Below are 14,508 nucleotides of genomic sequence, written 5' to 3'. Positions count from 1 at the left end.
ACTGGATTCTCGCGGACCCGCTATTCCACCCCTGGCGCCTCCCGAATGATCAGATGGTCCAGATTTTCGATGTTCGCGCTGAAGACCCCGAACGTTTGCTCGGGGTTCTTCTTGCTCGGCACCTGTTTCAGTTCCGGCGTCACCCCATAGAAGAAGCAGTACAACGCGCGCTCGCTGTCCACCGCTGCCTTGATCTGCTCTAAAAATGCTTTGCGCTTGCGGTAGTTCTCGATGAGCTTTTTGCTCAAGTAAACGTTGACCGAGTAGGGCTTCTTGTCGAGCCACACCTTCTTTTCGAAGTCGATGCGAAAGCTGCTGGTGTAGTCCTTGATCGCCTTGATCTTGCCCCAGTAGATCAGGCCCTTGTTGTCCTGCAGGTATTCGATCTTCTTGAAAAACGTCCAGTAGGTTGCGGCGTGCTCACCGATCTTCAACGGCATGGACTTGAGCTTGTCCTTGTCGTCGATGTTAGACACGAAACATTCCACCGGGTGGGCGAACACGCTGGTTTTGTCTGGAGTGCTATCACTGGCGCTGTGGGATACATAGCTTCGATTTAAAGGCGCCTTCACGGGATCGTGTGAGAAGTTTCCCTCTGCCCCGACAAGCGGCGTTTTGCGTTCGTACTGACGACGGGTGAGTACAAACTCCGATGGGAAATTGTCCTCACGCTCGTCTTCATTTTCACCTGTCGCAGCCTTGTGAGTGCTGGCGTAACGGCAACCGTCGATATGCCGGGTGCTGGTCTTGTTCTTGAAATGCGGCGTGCGCAGGTAATTGACGTTTTTGGCGTTGAAGGTGCTCAGCGCGTTGCCGGTATCAAACGCCGCGCGACACTCATCATTGGGGCAGAGGAAGCTGTCCTTGTCTGAATCGAAGTCGGTTGTTTCGTCGAAATTCAGGTCTCGTACGTCGTAGATCGACAGCTTGTCATCGAGACTCAGGCTGTAGGCCGTGTCGAATTTCATGGGGCTCGGGTCCGTGAGAGGTTTCGCTATTAATAGCGGGATCTTACGTAAATATCAGCAAGAACCTGCAACCCGTCGCCCGCTCAAGAAACACAGCGTTCCGCCCACCGCCGTCAACCCGGCCAGCGCATAAAACATCGTGGTCGGCGGTGAGTTGATCAATAGATAGCCACAAATCACCGGGCTCAGCGCGCCGCCAAAGGCCGCCAGGTTCTGTGCGCCGTAGTAGCTGCCCCGCAGCGACTCGGGGGCGAGGGTGTCGATAAACAGGAACTCGGACGGGAAGATAATCATCTCGCCCAACGTAAACACGAACATCGCCACACACCACGACAGCAGGCTGTCGGCCTGGCTGAAGCCGATCAGGCCACCGATGAACAGCGCAGTGCCCAGCAGGATCCAGTAGCGCAATTGCTCGCGCTTGAGGAAGCGGCCGATCTGGTATTGCAGCAACATCACGGTAATGGCGTTACAGGCTAGGACTGCGGAAAGAATCTTCAGCGCATCATCCGGGTTGTGGATCACCAACAGAAATTGCGACAGGTACAAGGTGTAGCGGCCATGCACGATGGTGCTCAACAGGCTGCCGCCGGTGAACAGCACCAGGCTGCGGTCGTTGCGCAGGGTCTTGAGGGTGCTGAGAAAACTCAAGGGTTTGCTGCTTTCATCACGCTGGGTGGGCGGGATGCCGATCATCAGGAACACGCTGATAAACGCAATGGCGCTGGACAACATGAACGGCAACAGCGGCATCTGCCCGGCAATCACCACGCCGACCATAGGGCCCGTGGCATAGCCGATATTGGTGAGGGTGTAGCGCAGGGAAAACACCTTGGCGCGCTGCTCAACCGGCAGGTTTTCGCTGATGATCGCCTTGGAGCCGATCAGGAACAGCGCCGATGCCGACTCGGTAATCACCAGCGTCAACGTGGTGAGGTAGAGGTTGGTGGCAAAGGTCAGCAACAGAAAACCAATGGAACTGGAGAGCATCGCCAGGATCAGCAATTTGCGCTTTTCCATGCGGTCGATGACGTAGCCGCCATACAAACCCATCAAGGTGGCGGTGAATACCGCGATGCCCATCAGCAAGCCGATGTCCTGCTGGTCGAGGCCCAGGCGTCGGCTCAGCAGCAAGGTCATCAAGGGACTGGTCATGGCCCGGCTGATGACGATGGTCAGCGAGCAAATCATCAGGCGGCGGATTACCAGGGAGTAGGTGGCCACGGCGGGGCGAGTGTCCTTATTGTTTTTACAACGCAACACACATCAAATGGGGGTGCAGGCAAGCCAACTCCCCCATTTAGATCGGGTTACTGGCCAGAGTTGATGGTGATCTTCTCTACAGCACCTTGCTCCAGATCCCACTTCTTCAGGATCTTGCCGTACGTGCCGTCATCGATCATGCCCTGTAACGCTTCACTGATCGCGGTGACCAGTTCCGTGTTGCTCTTCTCGATCCCCAGCCCGGTGAATTGCTTGGAAATCGCCAGGCCCACCGGCTTGTACTTGCCCTTGTCCAACGACATCAAATAAGGAATGGTCTCGCTGCCCTGCATCGCCGCATCCAACCGGTTCTGCTGCAACTGCGCCCGCGCGTCCGCCGAACCTTCAGTGCCGATCACCACGATCGCTGGCTTACCTGCCGCTTCGCAGTTTTCCTTGCTCCACGCGGCAATTTCCGACGGCCAGGTGGTACGGCGGCTGGTGCCGACTTTTTTACCGCACAGGTCAGTCAATGCCTTGAGGTCTTCACGCTTGGCCAGGGTGTACAGCTGCGGGCCGCTGGTGAAGTAGTCGATGAACGTCACGGATTTCTGGCGTTCGGCGGTGTCGGTCATGCCGGACAGCACGATGTCCACGCGCTTGGTGGTCAGGCCGCTGAGCATCTGCTCGAAGCCGGTTTCCTGCCACTTGATCTTCACGCCCAGGCGCTCGGCCAGGGCGTTGCCGAGGTCGAAGTCCAGGCCGGTGATCTTGTTGGTGGCCGGGTCCTTGAAATCCATCGGCGGATAGTTCGGCACGATGGCCGCGCTGATCTCACCCTTGTCCTTGATGACCGCCGGCAATGCCGCGAATACACAGGTGGAGGCCATCAGGCCTGCAAGCACGGTAGGGATGAACAATCTTTTCATTGGGGGCGTTCTCGTTTGTTTTTTAGTTAAGTGCGAACGGCAGAAATAAAGCTTTGGGTACGTGGGTTTTGTGGGCTTATTAGAATTTCTTCGGGGCTGCCGGCTTCCACAATCTGACCGGCATCCATGAACACCATGCGGTTGGACACTTCACGGGCGAAGCCCAATTCATGGGTGACCACGATCATGGTCATGCCGGTGGTGGCCAAATCGCGCATCACCGACAGCACTTCGCCTACCAGCTCCGGGTCGAGGGCTGACGTGGGTTCGTCAAACAGCATCAATTTGGGGCGCATGGCCAACGCGCGGGCAATCGCCACACGTTGTTGCTGGCCGCCGGACAACTCCACCGGGTAAGCATTGCGCTTGTCCGCCAGGCCGACGCGGGCCAGCAGTTCCAGCGCATCTTCGATGGCTTCCTTGGGCGAGCGCTTGAGCACCTGGCACGGGCCTTCGATGATGTTCTGCAACACGGTCATGTGCGGGAACAAGTTAAAGCGCTGGAACACCATACCGGTCGCCAGGCGCTGGCGGGCGATCTGCGATTCATTCATCTCATGCAGTTTGTTGCCGACGACGCGGTAACCCACCAGTTCGCCGTCGACCCACAGGCCGCCCTTGTCGATTTTTTCCAGTTGGTTGACGCAACGTAGCAGGGTGCTTTTTCCGGAACCCGACGGGCCGATGATGCACATCACTTCGCCTTGCTCGACCTCGATATTGATGTCGCGCAGCGCGTGATATTGGTCGTAATACTTGTTCAGGTTGACGGCCTTGACGATGCTTCTCATGGGGCAAATCTCCTCAACACAGGCTTACGAACGCTTGCCGGCGCCGCGGGCAAAACGACGCTCGAGGCGGCTTTGGCCAAATGAAAGAACAGTCACCACCGCCAGGTACCAGATGCCGGCCACAATCAGCAGCTCCATGACCCGTGCGTTGGCGTAGTAGATGTTTTGCGCGTTATGCAGCAGCTCCGAATACTGGATCACACTGGCCAGGCTGGTCATTTTCACCATGCTGATGAACTCGTTGCCTACAGGCGGAATGATCACGCGCATCGCCTGCGGAAGAATGATCCTACGCAGCGCCTGAAGGCTTGGCATGCCGATGGACTTGGCGGCTTCGTATTGGCCGGTGTCCACCGACAGCAAACCCGCGCGCACCACCTCGGCGGTGTAGGCGCCCTGGTTGATACTCAAGCCGAGCAGGGCGGCCACGAATGGCGTCATCAGGTCGACGGTGTCGATGCTGAACAGGCCGGGAATCGCGATCACCGGGAAGATCAACGCCAGGTTGAACCACAGCAGCAGTTGCAGGATCAGCGGCGTGCCGCGGAACAGCCAGGTGTAGGTGATGGCCACGTAACGCAGGATCGGGTTGGCCGACATGCGCATGATCGCCGTGATCACCCCGATCACCACACCCAGTGCCATCGCCAAAATCGACATGACAATGGTGTTCACCAGACCCCACAAAATGGCCTCAGACGTGAGGAACTGCCCGATGTAGGACCATTCGATCTGGCCGTTGGCGAATGCACGCAACAGCGCGGCCAACACGATCACGATCAAGGTGGCAAAAAACATCCGCCCGTAATAGCGACGCGGCACGTGTTCGTACTGCGTGATATCGAACTGGTTCTCGGACAACTTGCGCTCGGCTTCCAAGCGCTCTGCCGGGGTTTGGTTCATGGTGTTACTCCAAAACTAACAACGCTCTAACTGCTATACGCGGTCAAAATGTGGGAGCTGGCTTGCCTGCGAAGGCGCCAGCCCCAACGCCGCAGATTTAAATCCTGAAGCCCTGATAACTCTTTGCCCACTGCTGTTGAGCCGCTAATGCCGACTTCAACCGCCCAATCTGCTCCCGAACCCGCTCCGGCGCCGTCCCACCCCAGCCACTGCGGGCGGCAATCGCCGCTTCCAATGTCAGGCAGTCGCGCACCTCAGGGGTCAACCGAGCATCCACCTCCGCCAACATCGCCGGCGAGGCTTCCCACAATTCAATCTCATGCTTCTCACAGGCCTGCACCAAGGCGCCAGTAATCTCATGCGCCTCTTTGAACGGCACACCACGGGTGGCCAACCAATCGGCCACTTCCGTCGCCAAGGTAAAGCCCATCGGCGCCTGACGCCGCAGTTCTTCCACCTGCACTTTCATGGTCGCAACCATTCCAGCCATCGCCGGCAACACCAGCAGCAAGGTGTCCACACTGTCCAACACACTGTGCTTGTCTTCACTCAAATCGCGGTTGTACGACAGTGGCAACGACTTGAGCGTCGACATTAACCCCGTCAGGTTGCCAATCAACCGCCCCGCCTTGCCTCGCGCCAGTTCAGCGATATCCGGGTTCTTTTTCTGCGGCATGATCGAGCTGCCCGTAGCGTAGGCATCGTCCAGCACTACCCAGCGAAATTGCCGCGAAGACCACAGGCAAAACTCTTCGGACAAGCGCGAAATATTCACCCCGAGCATGCCCGCGACAAACAGGAATTCCGCCACGTGGTCACGGCTGGCGACTGCGTCAATGGAGTTTTCGCACGGCCCGGTGTAGCCCATTTCCTTGGCTGAATGCTCTGGCTGACGGGCAATCGCAGAACCTGCCATGGCGGCCGCACCCAACGGCGACAAGGCCGTGCGCGCATCCCAATCCACCAGACGTTGCACATCGCGCAGCATGGACTGAGCGTGAGCCAGCAGATGATGGGCGAACACAATCGGCTGCGCCTGCTGCAAGTGGGTGAAGCCGGGGCAAATGCTCTCGATATGCTGCTCGGCCTGATCCACCAGCGCCTGCTGCAAACCCAGCACTTCAGTGGTGATGGTGCGCGCATGGTCCCGTAGGAAAAGTCGCAGGTCATTGGCGGTCTGGTCGTTACGCGAACGCCCGGCGCGCAGCTTGCCGCCTAGGGCGCCGAGCCGCTCGGTCAATACGCGCTCGATGAAGGTGTGTACGTCCTCATCATCCAGGGTCGGATGCAGATTGCCGGCAGCGAAATCTGCGCCAATACCGTCCAGTGCCTCCAGTGTGCGCAGGGTCTCCGATTCGTCCAGCAGGCCGGCGCGCTGCAACTCCCGGGCATGGGCACGGGAGCCGGCCAGGTCGTAGGGCGTCAGGCGAAAATAGCGCTCAGGGCAACGGGACAATGCGGCCAATGCAGCAGACGGACCGGTCTTGAAACGAGCGCCCCAAAGGCGGTCGGTGGGCTGGGACATGGGTATTCCTCACGCTTGTTTTTAGAAGAGTCGGAGGCAGTAAAAATAAGTTTTCAACTAGACTGAACCAGCGTCTGACGCGCCGTATTCAAGGTTGCCAAGGGCGGATGTTTATGTTCATTATCGCCGCCTGGCTATGTTCAAGGATTGGGTTGAAGCCTGTTGAATATGGCACTTGAGGTCAACGCGTATTATGGAAACCCCACTTTCCACTTCTGGAAACCTACCGCCAAAACCCGGCTCAAGACCGCCCCTGCAACTGAGCGGGCTGGACTTCAAATTGCTGCGCGTGTTCATGGCCGTGGTCGAAGCGGGCGGCTTCAGCGCCGCGCAAAACGAGCTGAACGTGGGCCTGGCGGCGATCAGCAAACAAATCTCCGACCTGGAAATCCGCATCGGCATGCGCCTGTGTACACGGGGGCGGGAAGGGTTCGGGTTGACCGAAGAAGGCAAGCTGGTATATCAAGCCTCCATCGAATTGTTTACCTCGGTGGACAGTTTTCGCGACAAGCTTAGTTCGGCGCAAAACGAGCTTATTGGTGATCTTAGTGTCGGCGTTATTGATAACACGGTTTCCGATGTTAATTCCCCGCTGATTACCGCGTTGGGGACATTACATAGCGAATCACCCAAGATTAGATTGCGCCTACATGCCTCGCAATTGGACGAAGTTGAACGCGGCGTGGTGGAAGGGCGGCTGATTGTCGGCATCGTGCCTGTGTACCAACGCCGCGAAGAATTCGACTATTTCCCGCTGTACGAAGAAAAGGCTCACGCCTACTGTGCTGTAGGACATCCACTGTTCAACGCGAGCGACATCACGCCCGACGTACTGCGCCAATACGAAGTAGTGAACCACCGGTATGCGATCCACCGCGACAAGGTCAACTTCGTCACTTACGACAGTCAGTCCGCCTCAGCGTCCCAGGTCGAAGCCGTCGCCATTTTGATCCTCACTGGTCGTTTCCTGGGCTTCTTGCCAGAACACTACGCTGCGCCACTGGTAGGGGAAGGGCGCCTGCGCGCACTGTGCCCGGAGCAAGTTCACCTGAGCACCGCCTTCAACCTCATCCTGCGCCACAACGCCCCCAGAAGCCCGATGGTAAAAGCCTTCGCCACAGCGCTGGGCGTGGACCTCAAAGCCACGACATAAACACCCGTTGAACACCGATTAACGGGCTGACAAGGATCAAATGTGGGAGTTGTCGAGCCCCAGCGAGGCTACGAAGGGATCGACCCGGGTTCCCTGCCGAATCAGCCATCAGCATCGATACATTTTTCGGCTGGGCAACAAAAGACCTGACTTGTATTGTCACCCGCTAACCCAAAGGTGGGATGCCCATGACTCAAACAAAAAACAGCCCCCCAGCAAGAAGCACCTGGGACAGCTATTTTCTCCATGGCGAATCAGTGTCTGACGACTTTATGTCTAAGGGTGACCGATTGGAGGTTCTGGAATTGAATCAGATAGTTCAGGAACGGCTCGACGCCAGTGAAACGCCCATTCATGTGCCCCTCGACGATCTGATCAACGAGGCTGAGACAGAAACCGTCCTCAAGAATTGAGTTAGGCATCGACGCAGAGCGCGTATAAAAAAGCCCAATCTTCCAGATTGGGCTTAATGAAAACGAGATTTCGGGGCAACGTAATTTAATCTCTAACCCCTAGCACCCCATGCTAGTGCGCGATTACCGCAGCTGCTTGCGCTTCTTCTTCGCATGAAAATGCCGAAAATGCGCATCCTGCGCCGCCGCCAGCAACTCCCTATCCCCACGCGTATCGCCCCAGGCCCGCAGCCGATACTCGCCCAAATCCCCATACACCGCCTCAAGCCGCAGCACCTTGTTCTCACAGCGGCAGTTGTTCCCGGTGAGCTTGCCGGTCAACACTCCATCCACCACCTCAAGCTCAGTCCCGATCAACTTGATCCCGAGCCGATTCGCAAACGGCTGCAACACCAACGCCGGCGACGCCGAACACAGCGTGACCTCCGCCCCGGAGCCCAACTCCTGCTCCACCGACAACACCCCCGTCGGCCGCATCAGCCGCGCCCAGGTCTTCTGGCAATACTCCTCGGCCTTTTGCTGCACCCACGCCTTCTCCACCCCGGTCATAAAGGTGCGGATCAACTGCGCCTTCAACTCATCCCGGCTGATCTGCCGCACCAAAAAGCGCAGCCCTGGCACCGCCAGCTTGACCATCCGGCCATAGAACTCGCCAGGGCCAAAGGCAAACTTGAGGAAGGGCACGAAACTGTCGTGGTGGGTCAGGGTGCCGTCGAAGTCAAAGACGGAAAGTACTTTGGCGTCAGCGGGGCCGGCTTCGAGCATGTCTGGGGTCACGGGTTGGCCTCGGTCCTATCTGGTATTTTTTGAGTGTGCATCAGGTGTGACAGCGGGAGTTTACTCCCGTGCCAATCTTCCGACTTTGGCGTAAAGCCACATCGGTGAAGGCATCCCGATCACTACGCTGATGGCAATTGGGGTACAAGGCTACAGCATTGGTGATGCGATCCGAACCCTTTGGGGCGAGGTGGTCAGCTTGATGTGCTTCAAGACGTGGCCATTCACCGGGCATAAAAAAGCCCTGAACGTGTCAGGGCTTAATGGGGTTGATGGGCTGAGGAATCAATCCCAGCTCAGCGCGCCGCCAGTCTGGTACTCGATCACACGGGTTTCGAAGAAGTTTTTCTCTTTCTTCAAGTCCATGATCTCGCTCATCCATGGGAACGGGTTAGTCGTCCCTGGATACTCTTCCTTCAAGCCAATCTGCGACAGACGACGGTTAGCGATGAACTTGAGGTAGTCCTCCATCATCGCCGCGTTCATCCCCAGCACGCCGCGCGGCATGGTATCGCGCGCATATTCGATCTCCAGCTGCGTCCCTTGCAGGATCATCTGGGTCGCTTCTTCCTTCATCTCGGCATCCCACAGGTGTGGGTTTTCGATTTTGATCTGGTTGATCACGTCGATACCGAAGTTCAGGTGCATCGACTCGTCACGCAGGATGTACTGGAACTGCTCGGCGACGCCGGTCATTTTGTTGCGACGGCCCATGGACAGGATCTGGGTGAAGCCGCAGTAGAAGAAGATGCCTTCCAGCACGCAGTAGTAGGCGACCAGGTTGCGCAGCAGCTCTTTGTCGGTTTCGACGGTGCCGGTTTCGAATTTCGGATCGGAGATCGAACGGGTGTATTTCAAACCCCAGGCGGCTTTTTTCGCGACCGATGGGATCTCGTGGTACATGTTGAAGATCTCGCCTTCATCCATGGCCAACGATTCGATGCAGTACTGGTAGGCGTGGGTGTGGATCGCTTCTTCGAAGGCCTGGCGCAGGATGTACTGGCGGCACTCCGGGTTGGTGATCAGGCGGTACACGGCCAGCACCAGGTTGTTGGCGACCAGGGAGTCGGCGGTGGAGAAGAAGCCGAGGTTGCGCATGACGATGCGACGTTCGTCGTCGGTCAGGCCTTCGGGGTTTTTCCACAGGGCGATGTCGGCGGTCATGTTGACCTCTTGCGGCATCCAGTGGTTGGCGCAACCGTCGAGGTACTTCTGCCAGGCCCAGTCGTACTTGAACGGTACGAGTTGGTTGAGGTCGGCGCGGCAGTTGATCATGCGTTTTTCGTCAACGGCGACGCGGGCGGCGGAGCCTTCCAACTCGGCGAGGCCTTCGGCGACGTCGAGTTTGTCGAGGGCGGCTTTGGCGCGCACGATGGCGGCGGAGTCACTGGCGGTGACGGCGCGGGCTTCGATGGCGGCGGCGGCGCCAGCACCGTCGAGGCGATCCATGTTGGCTTCGGTGGCGTGGCCGGCGTTGGCTCCTTTGGTGGCTACTTCGCCTTCTTCTTCTTTGTCGAATTCGTCCCAGCTCAGCATGACGTGTCGTCTCCTGCGTGAGGGCTCAAAGGTGCCCGTGTGAAACCGGATGGTTGGGTGTTCACACGGCCCTGAGGCCGCGGTGGATCTTAAGGAATCGTTTGTTGCAGCTAGCGCACGCATTAAACGGAATAGGGTTACGGGTGGTCTGCGTGAGGCTTGAGGTGCGGAGCGGTAGGCGCTTGCTCCCGCGGGAGGCCTCAGGTCTGGCTCTTCATCCCTGTGTAAAGGGATATTGCAGGCCCGATTTACCCGCGCATTATAGGGAAAAAATCGACTTTGTGTTGTGGCGGATGGTCACGGATCGCAGACAAAAAGCCTGCTTTTAGAGCCAGGATGAGGATTTACGGGGGGATCGTTGCCTCAGGTATTTTAACGACGAGTGCGCATCTCCGATCGTCGGCAAACTGCCATGTGCCTTGCCTATGGCAATTCTCAAGCTTACATTGCATATGTCAGGCATAGGTCGGAGTTGAAGTCATGCGTACAGTCTCAATTTTCAAAAACGGAAAGAACCAAGCCATTCGGCTTCCAAATGATATGGCTTATGAAGGTGTTGGTGAGCTCGAAATTACGCGCAATGGTGACACCATTACGCTGCGTCCTGTCCGGCCAAGCTGGGGGTCGCTGAGTGATCTGCCGAAGGCGGACGAAGATTTTCTCCGGGAGCGTCAGGACGTCATTGGCGATGAAGGCAGGTTCAATCTGTGACGACATACATGTTGGATACCTGCATTTGCTCTTTCATCATGCGTGAGAGGCCTGAGTGTGTGCTTGAGCGACTGGCGGCAGAGGTTGCGAGGAGCAATCGGATAGTGATCTCGGCCATAACCTATTCAGAAATGCGGTATGGGCAGATTGGTAAGAAGGCTTCTCCCAAGCACAAGACATTGGTCGACGAGTTTTTGAGGCGACTTGATGAGGTATTGCCTTGGGGGCTCGCAGCTGTGGATGCGACGGTCGAGGTGAAGCGAAGCCTCGCTGAGGCCGGGTTGATCATTGGTCAAAACGACACAGCCATTGCAGGGCATGCAATTGCCGCGGGGTGTACGTTGGTGACTAACAACGTTAGGGAGTTCAGCCGTGTGCCGGGGTTGTCTTACGAGGACTGGGTTCACTGATAAAGGTGGGAAGGAAGGGGATGGCTGAAGCCGTCATCGCTGGCAAGCGAGCTACTACAGTTGATTTGCGATGGTTCTTAGCCGCAAGAACGATTTCTTGCGGCGAATAAGATCAGGTTCAGATCGAACGCATCAGGTTATTATCCGTTAGAGCAACCATTGCCCATCACGTGGTAATTAAGAATATGACGCTGACCTTGTGAGTCTTCATATTCCATCTTCACCGGTACAACTTCGCAGACTTCCGGGATAGTGCTCATGGACAATACTTTGGCAACATCCAAGTGGGTGCTGTAAGTGTAGTCCTCGACGATCGGGGTGTTGCGGCTAGCTACGTCAGTCGGGGCTTCGTCGGCCAGGGCGGCGGTGGCGCACAAGCTGCTGAGGGCCATAACTACTAAAGCTTTCATTTCTCTATTTACCTTATTCAGGGCGAGTGGGGTCACGGGGCCCTTGTGAGGCCGCGTGTGTAACTTAAAGTTGGGAAGTTCGGATTAACGTTGCCTTCGTGGGGGCTGTTGCGTTGTTAATCGCTGCTGTGTTGACCACAGTGTCGTGTTGACGGAAGTGATTTTAGGCTTCCGGGTTATATTCATATACCCGTCCTTTTGATAAACACTATTGGCGGTTTTTGTAACAATCCCGTGGTAAAGCTTTTTTCACAAAGCCGCGAAGCGCCGCAGCCCGCGGGCTAGAGGTGCACAAGGGGATATCAGGGCAATTTGTAGGGGCTTGTTACTACCATCGTCGAATGGTTCTATAGGTCGGCCCCGGCTACAACAGGGCCATACAACAACAACTATGTCACCGAGGTAAGAAAGATGAGTGCGGCTTCCCTGTACCCCGTTCGCCCCGAAGTAGCAGCCAACACGCTGACCGACGAGGCGACCTACAAGGCCATGTACCAGCAGTCGGTGGTCAACCCCGATGGCTTCTGGCGCGAGCAAGCCAAGCGCCTTGACTGGATCAAGCCTTTCACCACGGTGAAGCAGACCTCGTTCGACGATCACCATGTCGACATCAAGTGGTTCGCCGATGGCACCCTGAACGTTTCCTACAACTGCCTGGACCGTCACCTCGCCGAGCGCGGTGACCAGGCGGCCATCATCTGGGAGGGCGACGACCCTGCCGAGAGCCGTACCATCACCTACCGCGAACTGCACGAAGAAGTCTGCAAGTTCGCCAACGCCCTGCGCGGCCAGGATGTGCATCGCGGCGACGTGGTGACTATCTATATGCCGATGATCCCCGAAGCCGTGGTCGCCATGCTGGCGTGTACCCGCATCGGTGCGATCCATTCCGTGGTGTTTGGCGGTTTCTCGCCGGAGGCCCTGGCCGGTCGCATCATCGACTGTAAGTCGAAGGTGGTGATCACCGCCGACGAAGGCATCCGCGCCGGTAAGAAGATTCCGCTGAAGGCCAACGTCGACGACGCCCTGACCAATCCGGAAACCAGCAGCATCCAGAAGGTCATCGTCTGCAAGCGCACCAATGGCAACATCAAGTGGAACCAGCATCGCGACATCTGGTACGAAGACCTGATGAAAGTGGCGGGCACTGTGTGTGCGCCAAAAGAGATGGGCGCCGAAGAAGCGCTGTTCATCCTCTACACCTCGGGTTCCACCGGCAAGCCCAAGGGCGTGCAGCACACCACCGGCGGCTACCTGCTGTATGCGTCCCTGACCCATGAGCGCGTGTTCGACTACCGCCCAGGCGAAATCTACTGGTGCACCGCCGACGTCGGCTGGGTCACCGGCCACACGTATATTGTCTACGGCCCGCTGGCCAATGGCGCGACCACGCTGCTGTTCGAAGGCGTGCCGAACTACCCGGATATCACGCGGGTGGCGAAGATCGTCGACAAGCACAAGGTCAATATCCTCTACACCGCACCGACTGCAATCCGCGCCATGATGGCATCCGGCACCGCTGCGTGCGAAGGCGCAGACGGCTCCAGCCTGCGTCTGCTCGGTTCGGTGGGTGAGCCGATCAACCCTGAGGCGTGGGACTGGTACTACAAGAACGTCGGCCAATCCCGTTGCCCGATTGTCGACACCTGGTGGCAGACCGAAACCGGCGGCAACATGATGAGCCCGCTGCCGGGCGCCCATGCGCTCAAGCCGGGTTCGGCGGCACGGCCGTTCTTCGGCGTGGTGCCGGCGCTGGTGGATAACCTGGGCAACCTGATCGAAGGCGCTGCTGAAGGCAACCTGGTGATCCTCGATTCGTGGCCAGGCCAGGCACGTACGTTGTACGGCGACCATGACCGCTTCGTCGACACCTACTTCAAGACCTTCCGTGGCATGTACTTCACCGGTGACGGTGCGCGTCGTGACGAAGACGGTTACTACTGGATCACCGGTCGCGTGGACGACGTGTTGAACGTGTCCGGCCACCGCATGGGCACCGCCGAGATCGAAAGCGCCATGGTTGCCCACCCGAAAGTCGCCGAGGCTGCCGTCGTCGGTGTGCCGCACGACATCAAGGGCCAGGGCATCTATGTGTATGTCACCCTCAAGAACGGCGAAGAGCCCAACGAAGCCCTGCGCCTGGAGCTGAAAAACTGGGTGCGCAAGGAGATCGGGCCGATTGCTTCGCCGGACGTGATCCAGTGGGCACCGGGCTTGCCGAAGACGCGGTCGGGGAAAATCATGCGCCGTATCCTGCGCAAGATTGCCACGGCCGAGTATGACGGGTTGGGCGATATCTCCACTCTGGCGGACCCAGGTGTGGTCGCGCATTTGATTGAGACGCACAAGACTATGAACGTCGCGTAAGGCGCGATAGTCAGTAAAAGCCCCATTTGGCGTAGGCCGGGTGGGGCTTTTTTGTGTTCAGGGCAGGCTGTTGTGGTGAGCGACCTCTGATCGGAGGTCAATAAATATCGGTTTCTCTCGTAGGAGGTTTCTGAATGTTACCGTCGAACGCAAATGTGTAACCCGCCGCTCAAACATGAGGCAAAGTGCTACGCCCATGCCCCGAAAAACCGCGTTTTAGACGCCCCGGTAAATAAGATTAAACGCCAGACTTGCCGTGCTAGAAGGGTTTGCGAATAATAGGCCCGCAATTTGCAGCGTCTACAGGTTTAATGTCTTTTGTCTCTGCATAAAAAACAGAGGCTGTCAATGAGCTGGAACCGCTTTCTCGGTGCTTCTGTAAATTGTTGTCGCATTGAGGAAATATCGGCTT

At 57.4% G+C, this 14,508-nt stretch carries 14 protein-coding genes; 5 read left to right on the top strand and 9 right to left on the bottom strand.

Annotated features, from left to right (window positions below):
• Window positions 1-20: 20 nt before the first annotated feature.
• The 6 genes from OZ428_RS26250 to argH all read right to left on the bottom strand — a co-directional run bounded on the left by OZ428_RS26250 (window position 21) and on the right by argH (window position 6,319).
• A complete protein-coding gene (locus tag OZ428_RS26250; protein WP_269131794.1) occupies window positions 21-968 on the bottom strand; it encodes a hypothetical protein in 948 nt (315 codons plus the stop codon).
• Between the two features lie 54 nt (window positions 969-1,022).
• Window positions 1,023-2,192, bottom strand: a complete 1,170-nt coding sequence (locus tag OZ428_RS26245) for an MFS transporter (protein ID WP_038846739.1) — start codon at window positions 2,190-2,192, stop codon at window positions 1,023-1,025.
• Between the two features lie 86 nt (window positions 2,193-2,278).
• Window positions 2,279-3,100 carry an ABC transporter substrate-binding protein gene (locus tag OZ428_RS26240; RefSeq protein ID WP_269131793.1) on the bottom strand — a complete coding sequence of 274 codons (822 nt, stop codon included), beginning with the start codon at window positions 3,098-3,100 and terminating at the stop codon, window positions 2,279-2,281.
• A gap of 26 nt (window positions 3,101-3,126) precedes the next feature.
• The gene (locus OZ428_RS26235) at window positions 3,127-3,891 is read right to left on the bottom strand and encodes an amino acid ABC transporter ATP-binding protein (RefSeq protein ID WP_010208290.1); all 765 of its coding nucleotides are present in this window, start codon (window positions 3,889-3,891) and stop codon (window positions 3,127-3,129) included.
• Between the two features lie 24 nt (window positions 3,892-3,915).
• Window positions 3,916-4,794, bottom strand: coding sequence for an amino acid ABC transporter permease (locus OZ428_RS26230; RefSeq protein WP_016979819.1), 879 nt, complete (start codon window positions 4,792-4,794; stop codon window positions 3,916-3,918).
• Window positions 4,795-4,891: 97 nt separating this feature from the next.
• A complete protein-coding gene (gene argH / locus OZ428_RS26225; RefSeq protein ID WP_269131792.1) occupies window positions 4,892-6,319 on the bottom strand; it encodes an argininosuccinate lyase in 1,428 nt (475 codons plus the stop codon).
• A gap of 193 nt (window positions 6,320-6,512) precedes the next feature.
• On the opposite strand from argH, the gene OZ428_RS26220 reads away from it, so the two are divergent.
• Together OZ428_RS26220 and OZ428_RS26215 are read left to right on the top strand one after the other, a co-directional pair.
• Window positions 6,513-7,472, top strand: a complete 960-nt coding sequence (locus tag OZ428_RS26220; RefSeq protein WP_269131791.1) for a LysR family transcriptional regulator — start codon at window positions 6,513-6,515, stop codon at window positions 7,470-7,472.
• Window positions 7,473-7,660: 188 nt separating this feature from the next.
• A complete protein-coding gene (locus tag OZ428_RS26215; protein ID WP_269131790.1) occupies window positions 7,661-7,885 on the top strand; it encodes a hypothetical protein in 225 nt (74 codons plus the stop codon).
• Between the two features lie 123 nt (window positions 7,886-8,008).
• Here OZ428_RS26215 and OZ428_RS26210 read toward each other — a convergent pair whose 3' ends face one another.
• Together OZ428_RS26210 and OZ428_RS26200 are read right to left on the bottom strand one after the other, a co-directional pair.
• A complete protein-coding gene (locus tag OZ428_RS26210; protein ID WP_038846731.1) occupies window positions 8,009-8,650 on the bottom strand; it encodes an HAD-IB family hydrolase in 642 nt (213 codons plus the stop codon).
• Between the two features lie 297 nt (window positions 8,651-8,947).
• Window positions 8,948-10,198: a ribonucleotide-diphosphate reductase subunit beta gene (locus tag OZ428_RS26200; RefSeq protein WP_005790649.1), complete on the bottom strand. Its 1,251-nt coding sequence runs from the start codon at window positions 10,196-10,198 to the stop codon at window positions 8,948-8,950.
• A 480-nt stretch (window positions 10,199-10,678) separates the two neighbouring features.
• Between OZ428_RS26200 and vapB the strand changes: the two genes are divergently transcribed.
• Both vapB and OZ428_RS26190 read left to right on the top strand, forming a co-directional pair.
• Window positions 10,679-10,909 (top strand): type II toxin-antitoxin system VapB family antitoxin, encoded by a 231-nt coding sequence (gene vapB, locus OZ428_RS26195; RefSeq protein ID WP_269131789.1) that lies wholly within the window; start codon window positions 10,679-10,681, stop codon window positions 10,907-10,909.
• A complete protein-coding gene (locus OZ428_RS26190; RefSeq protein ID WP_269131788.1) occupies window positions 10,906-11,319 on the top strand; it encodes a type II toxin-antitoxin system VapC family toxin in 414 nt (137 codons plus the stop codon). Before vapB ends, OZ428_RS26190 begins: the two co-directional genes overlap by 4 nt.
• A gap of 140 nt (window positions 11,320-11,459) precedes the next feature.
• Here OZ428_RS26190 and OZ428_RS26185 read toward each other — a convergent pair whose 3' ends face one another.
• Window positions 11,460-11,729, bottom strand: coding sequence for a DUF2790 domain-containing protein (locus OZ428_RS26185; RefSeq protein ID WP_033902233.1), 270 nt, complete (start codon window positions 11,727-11,729; stop codon window positions 11,460-11,462).
• 411 nt (window positions 11,730-12,140) lie between these two features.
• On the opposite strand from OZ428_RS26185, the gene acs reads away from it, so the two are divergent.
• A complete protein-coding gene (gene acs / locus OZ428_RS26180) occupies window positions 12,141-14,096 on the top strand; it encodes an acetate--CoA ligase (protein WP_033902234.1) in 1,956 nt (651 codons plus the stop codon).
• The last annotated feature ends 412 nt before the right edge of the window (window positions 14,097-14,508 follow it).

The organism is Pseudomonas sp. GXZC (genome assembly GCF_026967615.1).
In the GTDB taxonomy this organism is placed as follows: domain Bacteria; phylum Pseudomonadota; class Gammaproteobacteria; order Pseudomonadales; family Pseudomonadaceae; genus Aquipseudomonas; species Aquipseudomonas azotoformans_A.
Note: the sequence above shows the minus strand (reverse complement) of the source record. Positions and strands in the feature narration are given on the sequence as shown.